A 25,784-nucleotide genomic window follows, 5' to 3' on the forward strand; every position below is an offset into this window, starting at 1 on the left:
ACTGTTTTGCGGAGGTGCGGTTTTCCGGTAAGTGACCCGTTAACGAACAGGGCGCCCGAAGGCGCCCTGTGTTGCGTTTACTCTTCGTGCCACCAGACACCTGGCAGCCAGTCCACCCCGTCGCCATAGATCGGCAGAGTGTCTTTGGGGTAGTGCAGGTCTTTCTGGTGCGCGATGCGACCCACGGCATATTTCCAGATTGGGATCACATAGCGGCCAGAGGTCAGGACGCGGTCGAGCGCCTTGGTGGCGGCGACAAAATCATCCTGCGATGTCGCGGTCAGCATCTCGTTGATCATCGCGTCGATGGCCGGGGATTTTACACCCATCAAATTGCGCGAGCCGTTTTGATCGGCGGCCGCAGAGCCCCAGTACAGGTTCTGTTCGTTGCCAGGGGACAGAGACAGGGCGCGGCGGTAGTTGGTGATGTCAAAATCAAAGGCCGCGGTGCGTTCAGTGAATTGCGGGCCGTCCACCTGGGTGACGGTCAGCTCCACGCCAAGCCCTTCGAGCGCCTTGGAATAGATGTCGATGATGGCTTTGTTCTCTGTGTCGCCCTGCTTGAGCAGGATTTCCAGCGCGAGCACTTCGCCATCTGCGTTTTGCAATTTGCCGTCCACCACGGAGTAGCCAGCTTCTTCCATCAGGTTGAGCGCCTTGCGCAGGTTGGCGCGGTTGCGGGCGGAGCCGTCGGAGGTGGGCAGGGTGTAGCCTGCGAGCGCCTCAGGCGGCAGGTCATCCGCGAAGGGTTGCAGGAGTTCGGCGACGCGGCCTTGGGCCGGGCCGTCGTCCATGCCCAGCAGGGAGCCGGAGAAGAAGGAGGTGATGCGCGGCTGGCGCGAACCGGTCATCGTGTCGTTGATGAACTCAAAATTGAAGACATGCATCAGCGCGTCACGCACACGGATGTCATCCAGCGGGGCTTTGCGGGTGTTCATCACAAAACCGGTGATGCCAGAGGGTTTTTGGTGCGGGATTTCGGATTTCACCACGTCGCCGGATTGCGCCAGTGGGAAGTTGTAGTTTGAGGCCCATTTTTCCGCGTTGAATTCGCGCACGTAGGAGATTTCGCCGGCCTTGAAGGCTTCAAACATCACGGAGCTGTCGCCGAAGAAGTCGATTTTGATCTCGTCAAAGTTGTGAGTTCCGTTGCGGAACGGCAGGTCTTTGCCCCAGTAGTCTTCGTTGCGTGTCAGGGTTACATAGCGACCTGCCTCAAAATCAGAGATGGCGTAGGGCGCAGAACCGATGGGGAAGTTTTCGAGCGTCGCGTCCTCGAAGGATTTGCCCTCGAACTGCGCTTTGCTCAGGATCGGGCGCAGACCGGCGATCAGGGCCAGTTCCCGGTCTTCGGTGTTAAAGGTGAGGCGCACGGAACGGTCGCCGGTGGCCTCGATCTTGTCCACTTTGCCCCAGAAGCCGCGATACCGCGGGTGGCCGATTGTACCGAGGGTTTCGTAAGACCAGATCACGTCTTCGACGGTCACCGGGCTGCCGTCAGAGAATCGGGCTTCTTCGCGCAGGGTGAATTCGACCCAAGAGCGGTCCTCGGGGGTTTCAATCGATTCGGCCAAAAGACCGTATAGGGCGAATGGCTCATCCCAGTTGCGCCCCATAAGGGATTCCACCGCAAAGAAGCGGAGCTGCCAAGGCACTTCACCTTTGCGCACAAACGGGTTCAGGGAATCAAAGCTGCCGCCATTGCCCGTGACCACACGGCCACCTTTGGGGGCGTCGGGGTTGGCATAGGGCAGGGACACAAAATCCTGTGGCAAAGCGGGGGCGCCATACATAGCAATGCCATGTTGGGGTTCCGCGAGGGTTTGTGTGCCGACCAGTGTGAGCGCTAGCGCGGCGGCGGCACTGGTGACTTTGGGGAAACGTATTGGTGTCATTGCCTGAACAATCCTGTTGGTTGATTTTTTACTTACCCAAAAAGTAACGGCGGATTGGTGGCTTATCAAACTTTTAGCTTGGAGACCGGCGCGGTAACGCCTATAAAGGAGTCACTGCTCGATAGGTTTCTTGCCTGTATGAAACCTGCCTCAATAACTTTACGCCCGCTTCGCGCGGGCGTTTTTTTTGGCCAAGTGGCAGACTTACGTAAGATTACGGGTGGTGCGGATTCCCCTTATTTTGCGGGTGCAGCATGATATGCTGCGCTCAACCGAGATGAGAAGGGAAGTCAGATGACTATGCAGGGCAAAACGGCGATTGTGACGGGCAGCAATTCGGGAATCGGTCTGGGCGTGTCGCGGGAATTGGCGCGGGCCGGGGCGGATGTGGTGCTGAACTCGTTTACGGATCGCGAGGAAGATCATGCGTTGGCAGCGGAAATCGCGGCAGAGTTTGGCGTCACCGCGCGCTACATCGCGGCGGATATGTCCAAAGGCGATCAATGTCGGAAGCTGATCGAGGATGCGGGCGGCTGCGATGTGCTGGTGAATAACGCCGGTATTCAGCATGTGGCGCCGATTGACGAGTTTCCGGTCGACAAGTGGGATGCGATTATCGCAATCAACATGAACTCGGCGTTTCACACCACGGCGGCGGCGCTGCCGCATATGCGCAAACGCGGCTGGGGCCGGGTGATCAACATCGCCAGTGCGCATGGTTTGACTGCGAGCCCCTATAAGGCGGCCTATGTTGCAGCGAAACATGGCGTGGTGGGCATGACCAAGACGGTGGCGTTGGAAACTGCGGAAGAGCCGATCACCTGTAATGCGATTTGCCCGGGCTATGTGCTGACGCCGCTGGTGGAGGCGCAGATCCCGGACACCATGGAGAAATACAACATGGGTCGGGAAGAGGTGATCAAGAAGGTTATGCTGGAGCGTCAACCTAGCCGCGAATTTGCCACAGTGGAGCAGTTGGGCGGAACGGTGTGCTTCCTGGCGTCTGATGCGGCGGCGCAGATCACCGGCACCACGATCAGCGTGGATGGCGGCTGGACCGCGTTGTAAAGGGAGGATGGCCTCATGAAGCGCATCAATCTGGCCTTGCAGGGTGGCGGCGCGCATGGGGCCTTCACCTGGGGCGTGTTGGACGTCCTGTTGCAAGACGAAGACATCGAGATTGCCGGAATCACCGGCACCTCTGCGGGCGCGATGAATGGCGCGGCTTTGAAGGCCGGGCTGCTCCAGGATGGGCGTGACGGGGCACGGGCCAATCTCGATTGGTTCTGGCAACAAATGGGCGCCGCACAGGTGCCGGGCATGGATGCCTGGTTTGCGGCGGTACCGCCAGGTTTGGTGAGCCGGGCGATGGAGTACAGCTGGCCATTTATGGCGGCGGATATGATGCAGCGGCTGACGTCACCCTATGCCATGGGGCCGTTGTATGAGCATCCGCTGCGCGACATTGTCGACCAGTTTAGTTTTGATCAGGTCTGTGCCGAGGACGGACCGAAACTGTTTGTCTGTGCCACCAATGTACGTTCGGGCAAGGCGCGGGTGTTTGAAGGACGAGAGATCAGCACCGATGCCTTGCTTGCCTCGGCCTGTTTGCCCACCTTGTTTAAGGCGGTGAACGTGTATGACGAGACCACCGGCAAAACCGAGGCGTTTTGGGATGGCGGCTATACCGGCAATCCGTCGCTCTGGCCGCTGTATCGGCGCGATTTGCCGGAGGATGTGGTGATTGTGAACATCAATCCACTGCGGCGGGGTACATTGCCGGTGACGCCACAGCAAATCACTAACCGGATCAATGAGATCAGCTTTAACTCATCGTTGTTAAGCGAGCTACGGGCCGTAGCATTTGTGCAAAGGTTGATCGAGCAAGGCGCGCTGAGCCGGGAAGAAAAGCGGGAGGTGAAGGTGCATATGATTGCCGATGATGCGCTGATGACCCGCTTGTCGGTGGCGACCAAAAGCTGGCCAGTGACGTCAGTGTTGCATCATTTGAAAGAGGCTGGGCGGGCGGCGGCTAAGGACTTCCTTAGTGCGCATAAGGCGGACCTAAACGAACGCGGAACCCTGGATTTGGCGGAGATGTACGGCAGTTAAGCGGAGCGTCTCTTGCGGAACGTGCTTGATGTGGCGCTGCGCGACAGGATTGGGGCGCTGCGTCCGTCCCATCACAGATGAGATTTCCCGTGAGAGTTGAGGCTAAATGAAGTGATCTCACTCTTCCGGCGGCTGGGTCGGGTCTTTGGGGTTTGGGTAAACCAATCCAGCGGAAATCACCAATTTGGCCGCGTCTTCCACGGACATGTCGAGTTCGATGATGTCGTCTTTGGGGAAGAACAGCAGAAAGCCGGAGGTTGGGTTCGGAGTGGTTGGTACAAATACACTCATTAATGGGCTGGTGGTGGCTGCAGTGTAAGCCACCTCGCCTTTGGCGTTAGTGGAGATGAAACCAATCGCCCAGATTCCGCGACGCGGGTACTCGATCAGGCAGGCTTTCTCAAAGCTGCGCTCGGTTTGGGCAAAAACGGTTTCGGCGATCTGTTTCACACCGGAGTAGATCGAGCGCACCACCGGCATGCGCGAGACGAGGTTTTCGGCAAAGCGCAGCAGGGAGCGGCCCATCAGGCCTTTGGCAATCCAGCCTACAAGGATGGTGAAGATCAGGAAGATGATCATCCCTACGCCGCGCAGGTTGATGCCGATGTATTTTTCCGGCTGAATTGTCGAAGGGATTAGCGGCAGGACAAATCCATCTACCCAGCCCACAAAGGTCCAGACCAGCCAGATGGTCATGGCGATGGGCAAAATGACAACAATCCCCGTGAGAAAGCTGGACCGCAGGCGGGCAAAGAAGCCGGATTTGTGCGGTGTTTCGTTTTCGTCAAAAGGTGTCGTCATGAGGGGTCCTAGGGTCAGCCTGATGTTTAGTTAGGCATTTGTGTGTGGCGCTGCAATGACGATTGTTTGGGGGCCACATTTTGCGGCTGTCACGACGTGTCACAACGCCGTGGCAGCCTGTTATTTGCGCAAGATTTGGGCTTAAGCCTTGAGGGCGGCGGCGATGTCCGCGGCAAGGCGGGCGTTGTTGCGCACCAGTGCGATATTGGCGACCAGCGATTTGCCATCGGTGAGCTCAAAGATGCGGGCCAGCAGGAAAGGCGTGACGTCTTTGCCGGTCACGCCTTGGGCCTCGGCCTCTTCGGTGGCTTGGGCAATCACCGGGGCCAGTTCAGAGGCCGGGATTTCGTCGGCTGCTGGAATTGGATTGGCGACCAGCTGACCGCCTGGTAAGGCCATTGCGCCCCGTGTTTTATGAGCTGCGGCGATGTCAGCGGCGTTGTCCATGCGCAGCGGTGAAGTGAGATTGGAGGTGGCGGACCAGAAGGCCGGGAAGCTGTCTTGGCCGTAGGTGATGACTGGCACGCCGTTGGTTTCCAGCACTTCGAGGGTTTTGGGCACGTCGAGGATGGCTTTGGCACCAGCCGCCACCACGGTGACCGGGGTGTGGGCCAATTCAGTGAGGTCGGCGGAGATGTCAAAGCTGTCTTCCGCACCTTTGTGTACGCCGCCGATGCCGCCAGTGGCAAAGACGTCGATGCCTGCCAAATGCGCTGCAATCATAGTGGCAGCCACGGTGGTGGCGCCGGTGCGGCCTTGCGCCATGATCACCGGCATGTCTGCGCGGGAGACTTTGGCGACGTTTTTGGCCTGCGCGAGCTCTTCAAGCTGATCGTTGGTCAGCCCGGCATGCAAGGTGCCATTCAAAACGGCCATGGTGGCGGGCACGGCACCTTTTGCACGAATGTCGGCTTCGACCTGTTTCGCCACCTCGAGGTTTTGCGGATATGGCATGCCATGGGTGATGATCGTGCTTTCGAGCGCCACGATGGGCGTGCCGTTTTTCTTGGCCTCTTCCACTTCGGGGGAAAGGACCAGATCGAGGGAAATGAGGCTCATGTGGCGTGTTCTCCGGAGACGTATTTGGCGGCAGCGGTGAGGGCGCGATCAAGCGCGTCTTCGCGGCTGGCGTTTTGGGATTCGGCTACGATATGCGCGGCCATGAAGGTGTCGCCAGCGCCGGTGACCCGGGTCACCAGAACGGCAGGTGGTTGTTGGGTGATCACGCCGTCCGCCGTGCCGTCAGAGGCGGAGTTGCCGCCATCGGTGACAAGCGCGCGGGCAGCGCCACGGGCGAGCAGACCTTCGGCGGCTTCGGCGGAGGAGGTGAACTCGGTTTGGCAGAGGTAGCCCGCTTCCTCGAGGTTCACATAGAGCACGGCACGGGAGTGCATCAGGAAGGGCATCAGGCGTTCCGCTTTGCCCGGGGACGCGGGCGCGACGCGCAGGTCGGCGGCGGAGAACAGCGGGCTGCGGGCGATCTGATCGAGCAGACGCTGAGTCAGGTTGCCGTCGAGCGCGATGAGGCCGGGGTAGGGTGCGGCCTCGCTTCCAAGGGTGCCGTCTTCCAGAGGCGACAGGATTTTGTCGCCTGCCGCCTCAAGGCTGTGGGCGTCGGCGATGGCGGCAATAAGCCCGTTTTTGCCTTCGACCGCCATATAGGTGTCGGTGGGCAGGTCTGCGGAGCGATAGACGTAGTCCATAATGGCGCCCATCTCGGTGCAGGCGGTCATCAGCTCGTCGCCTTCCACATCTTGACCGATGGCCGACAGCGCTGCGGGACGCAGGCCAAAGCGGGCCAGCGTCATGGCGATGTTCCAGGCCACGCCACCCGGCAGGCGGGTGATGCGGCCGGGCACGTCGGAGCCTTGACGCATGTGGCTGGGCGCGCGGCCGATGATATCCCAGAGGACGGAGCCGATGCAGAGGATGTCTGGCTGAGAGGGGGCCTGTGCGGTCATGCGCGCTCCGGTAGGTTAGGCGCCAAAGGCGGCGTGTAGCTCTTGGAGTCTGGCTACAGGATCGTCGCTGCGCCAGATTTCTTCGCCGATGCCAAAGAAGTCGGTGAAAGGCGCGAGCTTTGCAATAATGTCGGCATTCAGCGCGCCCTCGGCCACTACAGGCACCTCGATCATGGCGGACCACCATTCAAACAGGTCTTTTTCTGCAAGGGTGCCGTCGCCAAGTGTCGTGCTGCCAACCGGGCCAAAGGCCACGTAATCCGCGCCGTTTTCGCCGGCGGTCATGCCTTCATGGGAAGACGCGCCGCAGAAAGCGCCAACAATGGCGTCTTTGCCAAGCTCTTTGCGGGTTTTCGCCACGGAGCGGGCCGCGTCGGTGAGGTGTACGCCATCCAGACCAAGGCGTTCGGAGAGTTGTACATGCTCGTCGATCACAATGGCGACGTCGCGGGCATGGGCCACTTCGCGCAACGCGTCGGCAGCGCGTGACAGGCGGTCTTCGTCTTTGGTGGCCAGCGCCATGCGGACACAGGCGATGTCGGCGGCGTCCAACACGGAGGCGAGTTGATCAGGGAAGCGGGAGAGTTCGATTTCCGGCGGGGTGATCAGGTAGATCTGCGGCAGCTCTGTGTCGGACATGCTCGGGCTCCAGATGGTCGTGTGCGAAGGTTTGGATCGCGTCGCTATAACGTGGATTTTTGCGCTTGGCTATCGGGAGTTGGCTATTTGGGCGGAAGACTTTGTGCGTTGGTTAAGGCCAGCGCGATCACCTGTGCGCGGCGGGTATCGTCGCCCAAGAGATCTTCGGACAGATCCACCATGCCGCCCATCTTGCGGCCGGTGAAGGAGAGCGGGTCGACGCCCTCGATTTCCAGGGCCTCTGCCTCGCGGGGTTTGCCCACGCGGGCCATGCCGCCGTCTTTGTGCACGCCGCAAACCATGTTGCCGTAATGCAGAAAACAGAGCCCGCCGAACATTTTCTTTTCTGTGATGCCGTCGATGTCGGCGAGGTCTTCGCGCATCAAGGTGGCGTGTCCTTCGTCGTAAGCCATTGAGGTTTCTCCTGTTGAAATGATTTTTTGCCTGCGGCGCGAGTATTTTTAGCAAGATGAAGCAGGGTGGCTTGTTTTGAAAGGGTGAGGGCGTTATCAGCGGGCGGATTTTTCAGGAGACCGTCATGACCAGTGCCACGCCACAGCCCGCCTTTGTGCTTGTTCGCCCGCAGATGGGGGAAAATATCGGTGGCGCGGCGCGGGCGATGTTGAATTTTGGGTTGGACAAGATGCGCGTGGTGGACCCGCGCGACGGCTGGCCCAATGAGCGGGCGGTGGCGATGGCGTCCGGTGCTGGCCGGGTGTTGGATGCGGCGTTTTTGACTGAGACTACAGAGCAGGCGCTGGAAGACTGTCATTATGTCTTTGCCACCACCGCGCGGGCGCGGGGGCTGACCAAGCCAGTGGTGACGCCTGAAACGGCGATGAAGCAGGCCGCCGAGATGATTGCACGTGGCGAGAAAGTTGCGGTGTTGTTTGGACCAGAGCGGGCTGGACTTGAAAATGAAGACATCGCGCGGGCCAATGCGATTATCAATGTGCCAGTGAACCCGGAATATGCCTCGTTGAATTTGGCGCAGTGCGTGTTGCTGACCGCCTATGAGTGGCGGCGTCAGAGCGCGGACATCGTGCATGAGCGCGTGGACATGTCCAAGACCGATTGGGCCAACAACGCCGATGTGGACGCGCTGGGGCGGCACTATGAAGAACGTCTTGAAGAGGCGGGCTTTTTCTTCCCCGAGGAGAAGGCGGAAGGCATGAAGGTCAATCTGCGCAATATGTGGAGCCGGATGCGGCTGACCCGCGCGGATGTGCAGATGTTGCACGGGGTGATGCGACAGATGGTCCGCTGGAAGGAAAAAGGCTGAGATTTGCCTTTTGTCGCAAGGCTGAACAAACATTCACATCGTATCTGAGAGTGGTTGAAGCTTCGGCGTGGCCCCACTAGGCTCGCGCCAAGATTTGGAGACAGCGATGAGCCAGAAACGCAGCATTTTTGAAGAGGTCAGCGAAGACGGACCCAAAGACACCCCCAGTGCGGTGGGTGTGATTGACAGCGGTGCCAAAGGCGCGCGGCGGGGCATTCGCATCTGGCTGATGATCCTGTTTGCACTGGTTTTTGTGATGATTGCCGTGGGCGGGCTGACTCGCCTGACCGACAGTGGTCTGTCGATCACGGAATGGCGTCCCGTGACCGGGGCGATCCCGCCGATGAGCGAGGCGGATTGGCAAGGTGAGTTCGACAAATACAAGCAGATTGACCAGTGGGCGATCGACAACAACTGGATGACTCTTGAGGACTTCAAATACATCTACTGGTGGGAATGGGGTCACCGTCAGCTGGGCCGTGTGATTGGTCTTGTCTGGGCGCTTGGCTTTGCCGGGTTTGCGATTGCGCGGCAAATTCCAACGGGGTGGACTGGGCGCTTGTTCCTGATTGGCGCGCTTGGCGGGCTGCAAGGGGCTGTGGGCTGGTGGATGGTCGCCAGTGGCGTGACCTCTGGGGAAGGTGTGACCACGGTGGCGAGCTATCGTTTGGCGACGCATCTGGGGTTGGCCTTTGTGATCTTGGGCTTCATCACCTGGTACATCCTGCTGTTGGGGCGCAGTGAGCGTGACCTGATGCAGGCGCGGCGCGGCAAAGAGGCCAAGCTGTTTGGCATGTCCACCGGCCTGCTGCATATGACGGGCGTGCAGATACTGCTGGGCGCTTTGGTTGCCGGAATTGACGCGGGGCGCAGCTATACCGATTGGCCTTTGATGGCGGGGCAGTTTTTCCCACCGGATGCCTTTTATGTAGAGCCGCTGTGGCGGAACTTCTTTGAAAATGCAGGGCTTGTGCAGTTTATCCACCGGATGTGGGGCTATCTGCTGTTGATTTTTGCCGTCGTGGTCTGGCGGCGTGGGCAAGGCTCCGCGCATGGGCACACGCGGTTTGCATTTAATGCTGCCTTTGCCGCAATTGCGGTGCAGATTGCGATTGGCATCGCCACTGTGCTCTACGCAGCACAGGTGCACATTGCGATTACGCACCAAGCCATTGCTGTTGTGGTTTGGGTTCTGATCCTGCGGGCGCGGTTCCTGAGCCACTATCCGATTGCAACCTCGGTGCGTGACGCATCCTGAGAGAAGGAAAATAAGAATGTCTGCATATGAGCAGTTGATGGCCTTTACCCACACCACGCAGGCGTTGGGCGAGGTGGCCGGACGTTTGGGCTGGGATCAGGAGGCGATCATGCCAGCCGGGGCCGCGCCCCAACGCGCCGAAGAGATGGCGGCGATGGAAAGCGTGCTGCACGCGCGCCGGATTGATCCCAAAGTTGGCGAGTGGCTGGCGGCGATTGATGAGGCGCAGCTGGATGAGGTGGGTCGCGCGCAGGTGCGTCATATCCGTAAGTCGTTTGAGCGAACCTCCAAGGTGCCGGCGGACTTGGCGGCGGAGATTGCCAAGGTGACCAGCCGCGCGCAGGGCATTTGGGCGCAGGCGCGCTCGGATGAAGATGTGGCGGCTTTCCTGCCAACCTTGGAAGAGGTTGTCGGGCTGAAGCGTCAGGAAGGTCAGGCGCTGGCCGCCGGTGGTGATGTCTATGACGCCATGGTCGACGACTATGAGCCGGAGATGACCGCCGAAGAAATCGCAGCGATGTTTGACGCGATGCGGCCACGGTTGGTGGCGTTGCGGGCGGCGGTTTTGGCTGCGGAGGCGCCGCAGAAATTGACCGGCACCTTCGCGGCGAACAAGCAGATGGCGCTGACAAGCAAATTGGCGGCAAGCTTTGGCTATGATTTTGACCATGGGCGCATTGATTGTGTGACCCATCCGTTTTGCTCGGGCTCCGGCAAAGATGTACGGATCACCACGCGCACCAGCGAGAGCGATCCGTTTAACTGTTTCTATTCCACAATCCACGAAGTGGGCCACGCGGCTTATGAGCAAGGCATTGATGACGCGTATCTTTTGACGCCACTGGGCCGTGGTGTGTCGATGGGCGTGCATGAGAGCCAGAGCCGGATTTACGAGAACCAGATGGGCCGCTCGCGCGCTTATACCGGATGGCTGTTTGAGCAGATGAAAGCGGAGTTTGGCGACTTTGGCATCGACTCAGCCGAAGGGTTTTACGGTACCGTGAACCGCGTGAATGATGGCTACATCCGGACCGAGGCCGATGAGGTGCAGTACAACCTGCATATCATGCTGCGCTTTGATCTGGAACGTGCCTTGATGCTAGGCGATTTGGCTGTCGGTGATCTTGAAGCGGCGTGGAATGACCGCTTCAAAGCAGACTTTGGCTATGCGGTGGACAAGCCCTCCAACGGTGTGTTGCAGGATGTGCATTGGTCCGTGGGCCTGTTTGGCTACTTCCCTACGTATTCGCTGGGCAACGTTTATGCCGGGTGCCTGAATGAGGCGCTGCGCGTGGCTGTCCCAGATCTGGATGCGCAATTGGCGCAGGGGGACACGTCGGCTGCGACTGGTTGGCTGCGGGAAAATCTGCAGCAGCACGGTGGGTTGCGCAAACCAGCCGATACCATCGCGCATGCCATTGGCAAGCCACCAACTGGGGAGCCGTTGCTGGACTACTTGGAAGCCAAGTTTGGTGATATTTACAAGCTATAACGCTTGCGGGTTTTGAAATAGAAAAGGGACGCTTTGGCGCCCCTTTTTTGTTTGGCGTGAGAAATTGTTTTGCCTGAGTGCAGGTGACCTTTGGTCAGCAGCCGAGGTCTTTCTCGCCTTGTTTGATGATTTTCAGTAGTTCAGCGTCACGGCCTGAGATTTCGGGGGATTTTGTGAAGCAGCTGTCGTTGCCAAAGGTTGCAATGCCGCGCTCGGAGCTAAAACAGTAGCCGTTTTCGTGGAAAATACGGTTGCGATGGTACCAGAGATCATCGCAGGTCAGTGATTTCGTGTCGGTGCTTTCTGTGGTCGCAGCTGCTTCTATTGGTTCTTCTGGCGCGACGGGAAGGTCGCTGAGAAACTGAATCATTGGAAACAACATCAGCGCGGCGTAGCTGTGCAGGTGGTTGTCCTGGTCTTGTTGAAGGGTCTGCCAGTACGCGTAGGGGGAGCGCACGTGCTGTGGCTCGGGGGCAGAGTAGGGGCTGCGCGGCGCCTGATAGCCGATCCGCACGTCTATGGGGTGTCGGCTGCGGGCATCCCAAGCGGTGCGGGGTGTCCCGAAATTGGCGGTTTCCCCAACTTCGCGGGAAGTGTCCAGGCGTACGACACAATCTTCAGCGCCGTATGGGCCGCCGGTGCGGTAGCCGCGGCGGTGTCCGTAGATTGCGCCGTCCCGCTGCTCGATTTTGAGGTCACTGGTGTAAAACGGCCCGTCTTCGGATTGGTTTTCAGGCAGTTCCAGTGAGACAATTTCCATAAACTCCGCCCAGATGTCCGCGAGACCGGCCAGCGGATGGGGCTTCCATGTGGGCGCCAGGGCCCAGGAAAACGCGCCGTCATCCATCAGAAAAACGTTGTCGCATATCGTGTTGATCAGCTGGCGGTCGAGCGTGACGCTGTAGGAGATACCGATCACTGCGACTTTGGCAAACAGCGCGTCCCCAACCGTGTCGACATAGTACATCGCATGTGGCGGTGTTTCGATGCTGCGTGCGTAGAGATATGGGGTGAGGTAAGGTGTGCCCTCGTCGTCGACCTTTTGCGCAAAAGCAAACAAGAGGGAGGAGTCCCGTATGGCTTCGTCATACACGGCGGCCACTTCTTCGGCGTCATAAGTTTCGCCGTCATCTGGCAGGACAATCCGGGGCGCATGCACGCCAAGACGTGCGGTGGGCGCGATGGCGCGCATGGCAATGGTTTCGTAGCTTTCGCCTTCAAAGGTATGTGCTCCAGCGAGGAACAGATTGGAGCAGGCGGACGCGCAGAGGTCTCCGTCAGCCACATAGGTTTGCAAGTCGGCAAAGGCGTCGCGCAGGAAGTCTACGATGACCAAGGATTCGTACAGGTCGCCGCCGGGGCTGTTGAGGCAGAGCGTGGCGCCGTCGGGCAGGCCGTTGTAGAAGCTTTCGCCATCATAGCCAAAGAGCGCGTGAAATCTCTGGAGATCGCCCCGCGTGACGCCGCCCTCATAAAGCACAGTGCAATTGGCGTATTTCCCACTGAGCTCCTGCGCTAGGATTGCACCGCCGTATTCGGCGTCAATTTCAGATTGGGACGACGTGGTGTTGAGGGTGAGGTTCGCTGTGAATGCGCTGCTGGCGGGCAGGCAGAGCGCGGCTCCTACGGCAAAAGCGCGAGACAGAGAGTGTTTGGTCATTTGGGTGCCATGGTGAGTGTTGGTGGCTGAAGAAAGTCATACAAGGGATTGCCTGGCAACATAAATCTGACCTCAGAAAAGCAAATGGCCCCACACGGTTGTGCGGGGCCATTTGGCGTTTGTCACATGTGGGGCGAGATTACTCCTCGCTGCCAACCTCATCTTCGTCCTGCTCAGCAATCCAAGCCACAGAGACCACTTCTTCGCCTTTGCCGGTGTTGAACACCCGCACGCCACCGGCGGATCGGGAGCGGAAGGAGATGCCATCCACCGGAACACGGATCGATTGGCCCTTGGAGGTTGCCAGCATGATCTGATCGCCCATCTCCACAGGGAAGGAGGCCACCAGCGCACCACCGCGCATGTTTTTGTCCATGGCGGCCACACCCTGACCTCCGCGGCCGCGGACCGGATAGTCGTGGCTGGAGCTGAGCTTGCCTGCGCCACCAGCGGTGATGGTCAGGATCAAGTTTTCAGCTGCGGACATTTCGGCGTAGCGCTCCTGGGAGAGTTCACCGGCTGGTGCTTCCTCGTCATCGCTGGCGTCATCGGCCAGACCGGCCACGGCGCGGCGCATTTTGAGGTAGGCGGCGCGCTCTTCGCTTTCGGCGCGGAAGTGGCGGATCACGGACATGGAGACCACTTCGTCATCGCCATTGAGCTTGATGCCACGCACACCCACAGAGGCGCGAGAATTGAACACGCGCACTTCGGTGGTTGGGAAACGGATCGCGCGGCCGGAGTTGGTCACCAGCATCACATCGTCCTCTTCGGTACAGATGCGCGCGTTGATCAACTTGGTGTCGGCGTTGTCGTCCTCAAACTTCATCGCAATTTTGCCGTTGGATTTCACGTTGGTGAAATCGGACAGGCGGTTGCGGCGCACAGTGCCTGCGGAGGTCGCAAACATGATCTGCAGATCGTCCCACTCATCCTCTGGACGGTCGACCGGCATGATGGCCGCGATCGAGACGCCGGTTGGGATCGGCAGGATGTTCACAATGGCCTTGCCCTTGGCGGTGCGGCCGCCCAGCGGCAGGCGCCAGGTCTTGAGTTTATAGGCCATGCCGTCGGTGGTGAAGAACAAAAGCTGCGTGTGGGTGTTGGCCACAAAGAGCGTGGTGACCACGTCCTCTTCTTTGGTTTGCATGCCAGAAATGCCCTTGCCGCCACGCTTCTGGGCGCGGAAATCGGCGAGTGGGGTGCGCTTGATGTAGCCACCGGAGGTCACGGTCACCACCATGTCCTCGCGCTCGATCAGATCTTCGTCGTCCATGTCACCGGACCAGTCGACGATTTCCGTGCGACGTGGCACAGCGAAGGCTTCACGCACTTCGCGCAACTCGTCGCCGATGATGCCCATGATGCGCTCACGAGATCCGAGAATTTCAAGGTATTCCTTGATCTTAGAGGCCAGTTCTTCAAGTTCGTCGGTGACTTCTTTCACACCAATCTGGGTCAGACGTTGCAGGCGCAATTCGAGGATCGCGCGGGCCTGAGTTTCGGACAGGTTGTAGGTCCCGTCCTCATTCATGGTGTGGGTTGGATCGTCAATCAGACGAATATAGGCGGCGATGCTTTCCGCTGGCCAGCGGCGGGTCATCAGCTTTTCACGCGCTTCAGCCGCATCCGCAGAGGCACGGATGGTCGCAACCACCTCGTCCACGTTTGTCACAGCGACGGCCAAGCCACAGAGAATGTGGCTGCGCTCGCGGGCTTTGCGTAGCAGATAGGCGGTGCGGCGGGCGACCACTTCTTCGCGGAAGTCGATGAAGGAGGTCAGGAAGCGGCGCAGGGTGAGCTGCTCCGGACGACCACCGTTCAGGGCTAGCATGTTACAGCCAAAGTGCGTTTGCATCGGGGTGAAACGGAACAATTGGTTCAGCACCACCTCGGCGGTGGCGTCACGCTTGAGCTCGACAACAACGCGCACGCCGTCGCGGTCGGATTCATCCTGAACGTGGGCGATGCCTTCGATGCGCTTGTCGCGGGCCGCTTCGGCGATCTTTTCGATCATAGCGGCCTTGTTCACCTGATAAGGAATCTCATCGATGACTATCGCGTAGCGGTCCTTGCGGATTTCTTCGACGCTGGTTTTGGAGCGGATGATGACGCTGCCGCGGCCTTCTAGGTAGGCTTTGCGGGCGCCGGAACGACCCAACAAGATGCCGCCGGTCGGGAAATCCGGACCGGGCACGTAATCGATCAGCTGTTCGGAGGTCAGGTCCGGATCGTCGATCAGCGCCAGAGTGGCGTCGATGACTTCGCCAAGGTTGTGTGGCGGGATATTGGTGGCCATACCCACCGCAATACCACCCGCGCCGTTGACCAGCATGTTCGGGAAACGGGCCGGAAGTACGGTCGGTTCCTGGTCCTTGCCGTCGTAGTTGTCCTGAAAATCGACGGTTTCCTTGTCGATGTCAGACAGCAGCGCGCCAGCAGGCTTGTCCATGCGAACTTCGGTGTAACGCATGGCCGCCGGGTTGTCGCCGTCCATGGAGCCAAAGTTACCCTGACCATCCAGCAGTGGCAGGGACATGGAGAAATCCTGCGCCATACGCACCAACGCGTCATAGATCGCGGAGTCGCCGTGCGGGTGGTATTTACCCATCACGTCGCCCACAGGACGCGCCGACTTGCGGTAGGCCTTGTCGTGGGTGTTGCCGGTCTCATGCATGGCATAAAGGATGCGGCGGTGCACCGGTTTCAGGCCGTCACGCAGATCGGGAATGGCGCGGCTGACGATCACGCTCATTGCGTAGTCAAGGTAGCTGGCGCGCATTTCCTCCTCGATGGTCACAGAAGGACCGTCGTGGATCATCCGCTCGTGTGTGGTTTCTTCTTCGTTTTCAGGGGTTTCCGGCGTGTCGCTCAAGTCCCAGTCTCGCTTCTATTTGGCGGTCCATATGTTGTTGGAACGCTTATATCAGAGGCATCATATAGGGTGCAATGGTGCAGTGTCCCTCTCCAGACTGGATTGGTTGATAGATTGCTTAAGGTTGCAAACTGAGGTATCTTCGGTCCGTTTAGCGATAACTAGCCATTAACGGTTTTGGTGCAATTGAACTGAAGGTTAAATCTAAACGGGAATAATTTGAGATGAGTGTAGACCTTCGGCTCGGCCTTTATTCGGGAAACCAGTACAGCGATCTGGGTGTTTCCAACGATGTCCATAGGGGGCAGGTGCGCTTCTGGGTGACGAACGATGGCACAAGTGCCATGCCGAGTTCCGCAAGGTACCAAGTTGTTGCCTATGCGCCGGATGGCACGGAACTTATGGTCATGGCAGATGCAAATTTCAGCGCGATTTCTGCTGGGTCCAGCAAAAACATCACCGCGGCTTTTGATCACGCGAACATTTATACAAGCTACCCTGAGCTGATTGGGCAGGCGCTAAGCTATGAAGTGCGGGTCGATGTGGGCAGTGCAATTGCCGAGACCGATGAAACCAACAATAAAATGATGTTTGCGGGTGAACCGCTGCCGGTGATTGGGCCTGATTTGACGTTCCAACCCACCTATTCTGATGGCTATTCAGACAAAGGAGTCTTCAGTGATCGGCATTCAGCGCAGATCCAGTTCGTTGCAAGAAATGACGATGTCGGAACAATGGAAGCTTCTGCACACTATTCAATCCTTGCGTTTGCTCCCGACGGTACTGAGCTGATGGTTGTAAAAGAAGGGGTCGTGGGCAAGCTCGCCCCGGGACAAAACAAGCAGATCCGGGCCTACTTCAATCATGATCAGATCTATGCCAATCACCCAGAACTCGCTGGGCAAAGCTTGACGTATGAAGTGCGTTTGGACAGCGGCAGCCTTGTCTCTGAAACCGACGAAACCAACAACACATTGACTTTTATCGGAGATCCGCTGCCTGTCATTGGTCCGGACCTTACCTTCCAACCCACATATTCTGATGGCTATTCAGACAAGGGAGTCTTCAGTGACCGGCATTCAGCGCAGATCCAGTTCGTTGCAAGAAATGACGATGTCGGAACAATGGAAGCTTCTGCACACTATTCAATCCTTGCGTTTGCTCCCGACGGTACTGAGCTGATGGTTGTAAAAGAAGGGGTCGTGGGCAAGCTCGCCCCGGGACAAAACAAGCAGATCCGGGCCTACTTCAATCATGATCAGATCTATGCCAATCACCCAGAACTTGTAGGGCAAAGATTGACGTATGAAGTGCGTTTGGACAGTGGTAGCCTTGTCTCTGAAACCGACGAAACCAACAACACATTGACTTTTGTCGGAGATCCGCTGCCTGTCATTGGTCCAGATTTGGCGTTCGTCGACAATTACGCGAACGGCTATGGTGATAGAGGAACGCAGGGCGATAGCCATATCGCCGAGATACGCTTCTTCTATGCAAACGACGATGTAGGTTCCATGGGCTATGGGGCAAAATACACGATTGTTGCCTTTGCCCCTGATGGGACAGAGCTTTTGCAAGTTAAGGAAGGCGGGTTGTCTAAGTTGAACCCAGGGCAGAGCGCGCAGGTGCGGGCACAGTTCAACCACGACGAAATATACGCCAATTACCCGGAGCTCATTGGGCAAAGCCTGACTTACGAAGTCCGTTTGGACAGCGGGAACATCATCGCAGAGACGGATGAGACGAACAATACAATGACATTTGTAGGCCAGCCGTTGCCGGATATGCCTGCTGACTTGGCTGTTCAGCAGGTGTCGATCACCGAGGAAGGGGTGTTGGATGGCGTCATGCAGGCGTCGTTGCAATTTGACTATTCAATTGTTGATTTGCGCGCGTTCCACGGTGCGGTGAACTATCAAGTCGAACTTATTGCGCCGGGCGAAACGGTAGGGACCGTTTTCGCGACAGGCGTGATCGCGGCCCCGGTGGGCAACAGTTCAGGTTCAATCACTATTCCGGATGTAGCTGCGCAGATTTATGGTTTGGGGCAGGATGCTTTAAACGAGACCTATGAGTTCCGCGTGACGCTTGATCCACAGAACACGATCAGCGAGACAAATGAAAACAACAATACCGGGGTAGCGGAGCTTTACGCTCCGGTCATTCTACCGGACGCGTATGTGACCGAAGCGCGTTCAGTGCTGCAGGCTGACGGAAGTGAGTCGTTTGTTTTTAAAGCGTCTCTTGGCGGGAACGATGTGTTGAGTGGGCCAGTGGACTATCAGATCGTCGCAAGTGCAGAGAACGGAGGCCCGGTTTTGGTTTTGGAAACTGGCAACACCACGTTGTTTGCAGGCGGAGATACGCAAGTCATTCAGTTGGATGATCTTAGCGAGGCACTGTTCGCTGCGGGGGCGAACGCGAATGAAAGCTATGTTTTCACAGCGATCCTTGATCACAGCAATAGCCTCGAGGAATTCAATGAGTTCAACAACTTTGGATCAGAAGTCTTTGACTTAGCGTAGAAAAGGATCACAGCTCCGCCAGAGAATATACGTTGGTGGAGCTGTGCCGTTTTTGTGTTTGGATTTTTACTCGTCCTGTTAGGCCGAACAGGACGCGCCGCCAAGGACGCAGAATTTGGCGCAGTGCGGGTGGTTGAGCAGCACTGGCTTTTCCGCGTCTTTTAAGGTTGGGCCGAGGTCAAATTCCTCGACGTATGGCAGCAGTGTGCAGGCCACAACCGAAGCGCGCTCTGAACCCTTGCGACGCACGACCATGCGGGAACTTGCGCACATAACTTCATTTGGAGATTTGTTTAAGATCCCCCAGCACTCAGTTGTAATTTCAGGAACTTCGACGCTTTCATCCATTTCTGGAAATAACATCGTTTGCGCCGGATTTAGGGCGTCGATTGGAATGTTGAGACTATTGAAAAGCTCGGCATAGCCTTGGCGGGCGTCCGCTTCGCTTTCTCCCCAAATGCTGCGGCCGGCGGCAGTCATCTGAAAGCCTTCATCGCGCAGCCATTGCATGCCGAGTAACATGCGCTCAAACGAGCCAACACCTCGTTCCGTGTCGTGGTGTTCAGCACTCCAGTGATCGATCGAAATACGGAAGGTCAGCTTGTCGCGATAGGTTTCACGCAGGTCCAGGAGGCCTTCCCGCACACGTTTTCGCATGAGAGGTTGCATGGCGTTTGTGAGGATCAACACTTCGTACCCGCGTTCCAACGATCGGCGTGTGATGTCGATCATCTCCGGGTTCATAAACGGCTCGCCGCCGGTGAAGGCGATTTCGCGCACACCCCAATTGCGCGTATCGAGCTGATCTAGGTAGTCGGAGACCTCGTCAGCAGTGATGTAGAGCAGCGCGTCATTGGTGGGAGACGAAAGGATGTAGCAGTTCTCGCACTGAATGTTGCAGAGCGTGCCGGTGTTGAACCAGAGCGTTTGCGGGTCCGTGAGTGCGACATGAGCGCGAGTTTCACCTTTGGCGGTGATAAAGGGATCGTTGAACTTCCCGATATTTACGTGATCTTTCATGTGCCTGCCATGTTCCTGTCCTTCCTCGGTACTAGTCAGACAGATATGGGCAAGTAAAGCGGTGACGAGGTGTTTGACACAGTTGTGATGTGAGGTTGCGGTGTTAGAGTGGCGGTGTTATGAGGTCGTTAGCGCTAACGATATTCCGGTAAAACCCGGACTGCCGAAAAGGAAAGAGGCCCCATGGTTTCGCGTATCATTCCCGTGGAAACGTTTGATCTTGTGATCTTTGGAGGAACGGGGGATTTGGCGCGGCGAAAAATTCTGCCGGCCTTGTTCAAGCGGTATTGTTCCGGTCAGATGCCCGACGGCAGTCAAGTGATCGGTGCGGCGCGCAGTGAATTGACCGAAGATGCGTATCGCACGTCTGTCGCCGAAGCGTTGCGCGAGTTTGCAGGCGAGGCGGCGCAAGATGCCCGAGCCGTGGACGGTTTTTGCGCCCATTTGCATTATGTTGCCGTGGATGCGCGCGGCGAGGGCGGCTGGAACGAGTTGGCGGCGCTGCTCAAGCCGGAGTCGGTGCGGGCGTTCTATTTTTCGGTTGGACCTGGTGTGTATTCGGATCTGGCCAAAGGGTTGAAGCGGCATGGCTTAACACAAGAAGACACGCGGATCGTAGTGGAAAAGCCATTTGGTCATGACCTTGAAACAGCGCAGGCATTGAACCGCGAGTTGGCGCAGTATTTTGACGAGAGCCAGATTTACCGCATCGACCACTATCTTGGCAAAGAGACGGTGCAGAACCTGATGGCGGTGCGCTTTGGCAATATGCTGTTTGAGCCGCTGTGGAACGCGCAATACATCGACCATATCCAGATCACCGTAGCCGAAAGCGTCGGTGTGGCAGGACGTGGCGAGTATTATGAGCGCTCGGGGGCAATGCGCGATATGGTGCAGAACCACTTGATGCAGCTTCTGTGTTTGATTGCCATGGAGCCTCCGTCGCAGTTTGAGCCGGATGCGGTGCGTGATGAGAAGCTGAAGGTGATCCGTGCGTTGGATACAGTTGCGCCGCACCACATTGTACGCGGGCAATATACAGCCGCGGATGGGGCGGACAGCTATCGTGAAGATGTTGAAAATCCACGCTCCAAGACCGAGAGCTTCATTGCTCTGAAGTGTCAGGTGAACAACTGGCGGTGGGCTGGCACGCCGTTTTACCTGCGTACAGGCAAACGGTTGTCTGAGCGCGATAGCGAGATCACTGTGGTGTTCAAAGATACGCCCCATTCGATCTTTGGCGATGAAGCTGGACGGCATCGCAATGAGTTGAGCATTCAGCTGCAACCCAATGAAGGAATTACATTAAATGTGACCATCAAGGAGCCGGGGCCAGGGGGGATGCGGTTGGTGGATGTGCCGCTGGATATGAGTTTTGCCGAGGCTTTGGGGCCAAAAGGGCAAGGCACAGCGGATGCTTACGAGCGGCTGATCATGGATGTGATCCGTGGCAACCAAACACTGTTTATGCGCGATGATGAGGTGGAAGCGGCCTGGGCCTGGACCGACCCGATCATTCGCGGATGGGAAGCGCGGGGCGATGTACCAAAGCCTTATGACGCGTTTTCTTATGGGCCGGATGACGCGGCCGTGATGATGCGCCGGGACGGGCGAAACTGGAGAGGATTGGGCAAATGAACTTCAACACCTACCCCGATGCAGAGATGATGGCGATGGATGTTGCCAGCGTGCTGGCGGATGATTTGGCGGAAGCGCTGCACAACAAAGACCGTGTGGTGCTTGCAGTGCCAGGAGGGACCACGCCAGGGCCGATTTTTGATGCGCTGAGTGCGGCGGATCTGGATTGGGACCGCGTGGATGTGATCCTGACGGACGAACGCTGGGTGCCAGAGGATCACGAGCGGTCCAACTCTGCGTTGGTGAAATCACGCCTTTTGACCAACCGGGCTGTGGCGGCGCGGTATTTGCCGCTGTATGCGCCAGCTGAGGCGCCAGAGGCCGTGTTGGCTGAGTTGGAGACCACCATTCTGGGGGCGCTGCCGGTGGATGTGGCCTTGCTGGGTATGGGCGCGGATATGCACACGGCGTCATTGTTCCCCAAAGCGGATGGGCTTAAGGCGGCATTGGCCTCGGACGCGCCGGTATTGGTGCCCATCCGACGTGAAGATTTGCCGGATGTGCGGATCACGCTGTCTGCGCGGGTGCTGGATGCGGCGGTGCGCAAGCATATTCTGATCAAAGGTGCGGACAAGCGTGAAGCTTTGCAGGCCGCGCAGAAACTGCCAAAAGAAGAGGCGCCGATCAAATCTATTTCCACCGGTGCTGAAGTACATTGGACGGAGTGATTGGGTATGTGGACTGAACTGGACGCGCTACGCGAAGGCGCGGCATCGCGTCAGATTTCGGCGCTTTTTGAAGCCGATGAGAACCGGGCGCAGGAATTTACCCTGAAGACAGATGGGTTGCTGTTTGACTACAGTAAGACCTCGATTGATGCCGATGCCAAGGCGGCCTTGATCCGACTGGCGGAGGCTGCGGGTGTGGCGGCCAAACGGACGGCGATGTTTGCGGGCGAGAGGATCAACGTCACAGAGGACCGGTCCGTGCTGCACACGGCGCTGCGCAACCTGGGAGACGATCCTTTGGTTGTGGACGGTCTGGATGTGTTGCCGGAGGTTCGCGAAACCCGTGCGCGGATGGCTAAGCTGGCCAGCGCGGTGCGCGATGGCAGCTTCCCGGGCAACGGCAAGCGTATCACGGATGTGGTGAACATCGGGATTGGCGGCTCTGACCTTGGACCTTTGATGGCGGTTATGGCGCTTGAGCCCTATGGAGATGGTCCAAAGTGCCACTTTATTTCCAATGTCGATGGTGCAGATGCGACCGATACGCTTGCAGGGCTTGATCCGGAAAGCACGTTGGTGATTGTGGCGTCCAAGACGTTTACCACGCAAGAAACTTTGATGAATGCGCGCACGGTGATGGATTGGGCCGGTGGCCCGGACGCGCTGAGGCGGTTTGTGGCGATTTCCTCCGCCGTGGATCGTTGTGCGTTGTTTGGCATTCCGGCGGAGCGGGTGTTTGGCTTTGAAGATTGGGTCGGCGGGCGCTACTCGGTTTGGGGACCAATTGGCTTTTCGCTGATGCTGGCGATTGGGCCAAAGGCGTTTGAGAGCTTCCTTGAGGGAGCCCAGGCGATGGACCAACACTTCTGCGTTGCGCCGCTTGAGGAAAACCTGCCGGTGTTGTTGGCGTTGGTTGGCATTTGGCATCAGCAAATTTGTGGGCATGGCACACGGGCCGTTTTGCCTTATGAGCAACGGTTGGCGCGGTTGCCTGCATATCTGCAGCAGCTTGAGATGGAGAGCAACGGCAAGGGCGTGGCCTTGGATGGGGCGCGGCTGGATCGCGTGGCCGGGCCGGTGGTCTGGGGCGAACCTGGAACCAATGGTCAGCACGCGTTTTATCAGTTGATCCACCAAGGGCAGCAGGTTGTGCCGTGTGAGTTTATGGTGGGCGCCGAAGGGCATGAGCCTGCTTTGAGCGAGCATCACCGCGCTTTGGTGGCCAATTGTCTGGCGCAGTCGGAAGCTTTGTTGAAAGGCCGCACGGAGGCGGAAGCGCGAGCGCAGCTGGAGGAAAAGGGCGTATCAGGCGCTAAACTGGATCAGTTGGCCAAACACCGCGTGTTTGAAGGCAACCGCCCGTCGACCACTTTGGTCTATCCGCGCCTGACGCCTTACGTGCTGGGGCAGATTGTGGCGATGTATGAGCATCGGGTGTTTGTCGAAGGCGTGATCTATGGCATCAACTCTTACGACCAATGGGGGGTGGAGCTTGGCAAAGAACTGGCCAATGGTTTGGTGCCAGCGATAGAAGGCAAAGGCGCGCCGGACGGATCAAGCGCGTCGACAATTGCGTTGCTCGATCACATACTGAGCATGCGTGATTAAGCGCATTTCAAAGAACTGCTAACAGCGCCGCGTTCCTATGGGATGCGGCGTTTTGCTTTAAATTTGCAATTTAAGTCATTGATTTCGTGGAGCGGGTAACGGGAATCGAACCCGTAACCAGAGCTTGGGAAGCTCGTGTGATACCTTTTCACCATACCCGCAGCACGCCTGTTGGTAGGACAGCGCTGCGGGAGGGTCAAGCGCGATTTACCTAGCCGCGACGCCGGCGGCGGCGGCGACCGCCCGCGGCGTCATCTCCGCCGCCGCCAGTGTTGAAACTGACGTCTGGTAGGTCGACCACGCCGCGCAGGATCGGGAAGGGATCGGCGGAATTGGGCAGGGCGGAGGCGTTCACAAAATGCTCCTGGAAGCGCGGCTCCACGGCGGTTTCGATCTTCTCGATTTTGCGCACGAGGGTTTCGATGTCGCCACGGGAGTCTTGGTTCAAAAGCGCGATGCGGGCGCCTGTGCCGGCAGCGTTGCCTGCGGAGGTGACTTTGTCGAGCGGGCAGTCAGGGATCATGCCCAGAACCATGGCGTGTTTGGCAGAGATATGCGCGCCAAAGGCGCCAGCGAGCACCACGCGGTCCACCTGATCCACGCCGCGTTTGTCCATCAGCAGGCGCGCGCCGGAGTAGAGCGCGGCCTTGGCCATCTGGATGGCGCGGATGTCGGCGTTGGTGACGGTGATAGGTTTTTGGTCGGCGTCACCTTCCCACAGCGTGTAGGAATTGGTGCGGCCGTCCGCAAAGCAGCGGGAGGTGCCAGTTTGCTCAGCCGAGCCAATCAGGCCAGAGGCATCAACGATGCCCGCGAGGCGCATTTCGGCAATGACTTCGATGATGCCGGAGCCGCAGATGCCGGTAATGCCGGTTGCGGCGATAGCAGCTGTGAAGCCGTCGTCATCTGACCAGAGGTCACAGCCAATCACGCGGAAACGCGGCTCTTTGGTGACGGGATCAATTTCCACACGTTCGATCGCGCCGGGCGCGGCGCGTTGGCCGGCGCTGATCTGCGCGCCCTCAAAGGCTGGGCCCGTTGGGGAGGAGCACGCCAGTACGCCGTTTTTGTCACCCAGCAGGATTTCAGCGTTGGTGCCCACGTCGACCACGAGCGCGAGGTCGTCGGATTTGTCTGGCGCCTCAGAGAGTGCCACACCGGCGGCGTCTGCGCCGACGTGACCGGCGATGCATGGCAGCAGGTAGGCGCGGGTGCCGGGGGCGATGTTGAGGCCAAGATCGGATGCGGGCAGGGAGAGCGCGTCTGATGTGGCGAGCGCGAAGGGGGCCTGGCCCAATTCAAACGGGTCGATGCCAAGGAACAGGTGGTGCATCACCGGGTTCATGACAAAGACCGCGTCGAGGATTTGTGTGGGCGCGATGTCGGCCTCTTTGGCGATGTCGGTGACCAACTGGTTCAAGCCGTCGCGCACCGCTTCGGTCATTTCCAGATCGCCGCCCTTGTTCATCATGGCGTAGCTGACGCGGCTCATGAGGTCTTCGCCAAACCGAATTTGCGGGTTCATCAGGCCGGAGGAAGCCACGACCTCGCCCGAGGTCAGATCACAGAGGTGGCCCGCGATTGTGGTGGAGCCGAGATCGACGGCGAGGCCGTACACAGGCCCTTCGAAGTAGCCGGGCCAGAGGGCGATCAGGCGGGGTGGAGCTCCGGTGTGGTCTTGGTGAACTGCGGCGGTTACCGCCCAATTGCCTTTGCGCAGGATTGGCTGTAGCGGGCGCAGGAGATGGGTGTCCACCGAGATTTTTGCATGACCGGTGGCGGCTTTGAGCGCGGTCAGCAAGCGCTCCAGATCGCCAGACGGTTTGTGCATGTCGGGTTCTTCGACTTCGACATAAGTCAGGTGCACAGTGGGGTTCAGAGTGATGTCGCGCACCTCGGCGCGTTTGCGCACCACCTGTTTGTGCACCTGGCTCTCTGGCGGCACGTCGATCACAATATCGCCTTGCACGGTGGCCTGACACCCAAGACGGCGGCCTTTGATCAGACCGCGTTTGTCATCGTAGCGTTGTTCTACCGCATTCCATTCCGACAATGCGTCCTCTGAAACGGTCACGCCGTGTTTGGGGAATTCGCCATAGGCAGGAGTTATCTGACATTTTGAGCAAACCCCACGGCCACCACAGACGCTGTCCAGATCGACGCCAAGTTGGCGCGCAGCTGTCAGGATGGGCGTGCCCGCCGGAAAATGTCCGCGTTTGCCGGAAGGGGTGAAGATTACAAGTGGGTCGCTGCTCATAGAGAAGGCCTCAAGTCTGTTCGCTTGGCTGGCAGCATAGCTGCCGAAAATTGCGGCGAAAGGCAAGGAACGGCATGGGTTGGTTCATGCGCG

Annotated in this window: 19 protein-coding genes and 1 tRNA gene; 9 read left to right on the plus strand and 11 right to left on the minus strand. The window is 58.3% G+C overall.

The genetic code is table 11. The features are described 5' to 3' along the window. Positions 1–77: 77 nt before the first annotated feature. Entirely contained in the window at positions 78–1,793 is a 1,716-nt protein-coding gene (locus tag MK208_RS19230) for an extracellular solute-binding protein (RefSeq protein ID WP_294119303.1), read from the minus strand. 396 nt (positions 1,794–2,189) lie between these two features. Here MK208_RS19230 and MK208_RS19235 point away from each other — a divergent pair, with 396 nt between their 5' ends. Both MK208_RS19235 and MK208_RS19240 read left to right on the plus strand, forming a co-directional pair. Further along, on the plus strand, positions 2,190–2,963 hold the full coding sequence (locus tag MK208_RS19235) for a 3-hydroxybutyrate dehydrogenase (protein WP_294119233.1): 774 nt from the start codon (positions 2,190–2,192) through the stop codon (positions 2,961–2,963). Between the two features lie 15 nt (positions 2,964–2,978). Next, positions 2,979–4,007 carry a patatin-like phospholipase family protein gene (locus MK208_RS19240; protein ID WP_294119234.1) on the plus strand — a complete coding sequence of 343 codons (1,029 nt, stop codon included), beginning with the start codon at positions 2,979–2,981 and terminating at the stop codon, positions 4,005–4,007. Between the two features lie 117 nt (positions 4,008–4,124). Here MK208_RS19240 and MK208_RS19245 read toward each other — a convergent pair whose 3' ends face one another. The 5 genes from MK208_RS19245 to MK208_RS19265 all read right to left on the minus strand — a co-directional run bounded on the left by MK208_RS19245 (position 4,125) and on the right by MK208_RS19265 (position 7,821). Next, positions 4,125–4,808 (minus strand): DUF502 domain-containing protein, encoded by a 684-nt coding sequence (locus MK208_RS19245; protein WP_294119235.1) that lies wholly within the window; start codon positions 4,806–4,808, stop codon positions 4,125–4,127. A gap of 141 nt (positions 4,809–4,949) precedes the next feature. Next, the gene (locus tag MK208_RS19250; RefSeq protein WP_294119236.1) at positions 4,950–5,867 is read right to left on the minus strand and encodes a pseudouridine-5'-phosphate glycosidase; all 918 of its coding nucleotides are present in this window, start codon (positions 5,865–5,867) and stop codon (positions 4,950–4,952) included. Beyond that, a complete protein-coding gene (locus MK208_RS19255) occupies positions 5,864–6,769 on the minus strand; it encodes a PfkB family carbohydrate kinase (RefSeq protein ID WP_294119237.1) in 906 nt (301 codons plus the stop codon). The genes MK208_RS19250 and MK208_RS19255 overlap by 4 nt, the downstream gene beginning before the upstream one ends. A 15-nt stretch (positions 6,770–6,784) precedes the next feature. Then, entirely contained in the window at positions 6,785–7,408 is a 624-nt protein-coding gene (locus tag MK208_RS19260; protein WP_294119239.1) for a thiamine phosphate synthase, read from the minus strand. Positions 7,409–7,491: 83 nt separating this feature from the next. Further along, a complete protein-coding gene (locus MK208_RS19265) occupies positions 7,492–7,821 on the minus strand; it encodes a TfoX/Sxy family protein (protein ID WP_294119241.1) in 330 nt (109 codons plus the stop codon). A 125-nt stretch (positions 7,822–7,946) separates the two neighbouring features. Between MK208_RS19265 and MK208_RS19270 the strand changes: the two genes are divergently transcribed. The 3 genes from MK208_RS19270 to MK208_RS19280 all read left to right on the plus strand — a co-directional run bounded on the left by MK208_RS19270 (position 7,947) and on the right by MK208_RS19280 (position 11,440). Next, entirely contained in the window at positions 7,947–8,690 is a 744-nt protein-coding gene (locus tag MK208_RS19270) for an RNA methyltransferase (RefSeq protein ID WP_294119242.1), read from the plus strand. A 106-nt stretch (positions 8,691–8,796) separates the two neighbouring features. Further along, entirely contained in the window at positions 8,797–9,948 is a 1,152-nt protein-coding gene (gene ctaA, locus MK208_RS19275; protein ID WP_294119243.1) for a heme A synthase, read from the plus strand. Between the two features lie 16 nt (positions 9,949–9,964). After that, complete coding sequence (locus tag MK208_RS19280) at positions 9,965–11,440, plus strand: carboxypeptidase M32 (RefSeq protein ID WP_294119244.1); 1,476 nt, start codon at positions 9,965–9,967, stop codon at positions 11,438–11,440. A 94-nt stretch (positions 11,441–11,534) separates the two neighbouring features. Here the strand turns inward: MK208_RS19280 and MK208_RS19285 are convergent, their stop codons facing one another. Both MK208_RS19285 and gyrA read right to left on the minus strand, forming a co-directional pair. Next, entirely contained in the window at positions 11,535–13,100 is a 1,566-nt protein-coding gene (locus MK208_RS19285; protein ID WP_294119245.1) for a YARHG domain-containing protein, read from the minus strand. A 139-nt stretch (positions 13,101–13,239) separates the two neighbouring features. After that, positions 13,240–15,975, minus strand: a complete 2,736-nt coding sequence (gene gyrA, locus MK208_RS19290) for a DNA gyrase subunit A (protein WP_294119247.1) — start codon at positions 15,973–15,975, stop codon at positions 13,240–13,242. A 224-nt stretch (positions 15,976–16,199) separates the two neighbouring features. Between gyrA and MK208_RS19295 the strand changes: the two genes are divergently transcribed. After that, positions 16,200–18,500 (plus strand): CARDB domain-containing protein, encoded by a 2,301-nt coding sequence (locus MK208_RS19295; protein WP_294119249.1) that lies wholly within the window; start codon positions 16,200–16,202, stop codon positions 18,498–18,500. Between the two features lie 78 nt (positions 18,501–18,578). Here the strand turns inward: MK208_RS19295 and MK208_RS19300 are convergent, their stop codons facing one another. Next, entirely contained in the window at positions 18,579–19,520 is a 942-nt protein-coding gene (locus tag MK208_RS19300; protein ID WP_294119250.1) for a radical SAM protein, read from the minus strand. Between the two features lie 183 nt (positions 19,521–19,703). Here MK208_RS19300 and zwf point away from each other — a divergent pair, with 183 nt between their 5' ends. From zwf to pgi, 3 genes are read left to right on the plus strand one after another with little or no spacing between them, the layout of a single operon-like run. Beyond that, positions 19,704–21,158 (plus strand): glucose-6-phosphate dehydrogenase, encoded by a 1,455-nt coding sequence (gene zwf, locus MK208_RS19305; protein ID WP_294119251.1) that lies wholly within the window; start codon positions 19,704–19,706, stop codon positions 21,156–21,158. Further along, complete coding sequence (gene pgl, locus MK208_RS19310) at positions 21,155–21,826, plus strand: 6-phosphogluconolactonase (protein ID WP_294119253.1); 672 nt, start codon at positions 21,155–21,157, stop codon at positions 21,824–21,826. Before zwf ends, pgl begins: the two co-directional genes overlap by 4 nt. A gap of 6 nt (positions 21,827–21,832) precedes the next feature. Then, complete coding sequence (pgi, locus tag MK208_RS19315; RefSeq protein ID WP_294119254.1) at positions 21,833–23,434, plus strand: glucose-6-phosphate isomerase; 1,602 nt, start codon at positions 21,833–21,835, stop codon at positions 23,432–23,434. Positions 23,435–23,521: 87 nt separating this feature from the next. Here the strand turns inward: pgi and MK208_RS19320 are convergent. Further along, a tRNA-Gly gene (locus MK208_RS19320) sits at positions 23,522–23,595 on the minus strand. Positions 23,596–23,645: 50 nt separating this feature from the next. Then, a complete protein-coding gene (locus tag MK208_RS19325) occupies positions 23,646–25,691 on the minus strand; it encodes an ASKHA domain-containing protein (protein WP_294119256.1) in 2,046 nt (681 codons plus the stop codon). Positions 25,692–25,784: the final 93 nt, after the last annotated feature.

The sequence above is a fragment of the Shimia sp. genome, assembly GCF_022448905.1.
GTDB lineage: Bacteria > Pseudomonadota > Alphaproteobacteria > Rhodobacterales > Rhodobacteraceae > Shimia.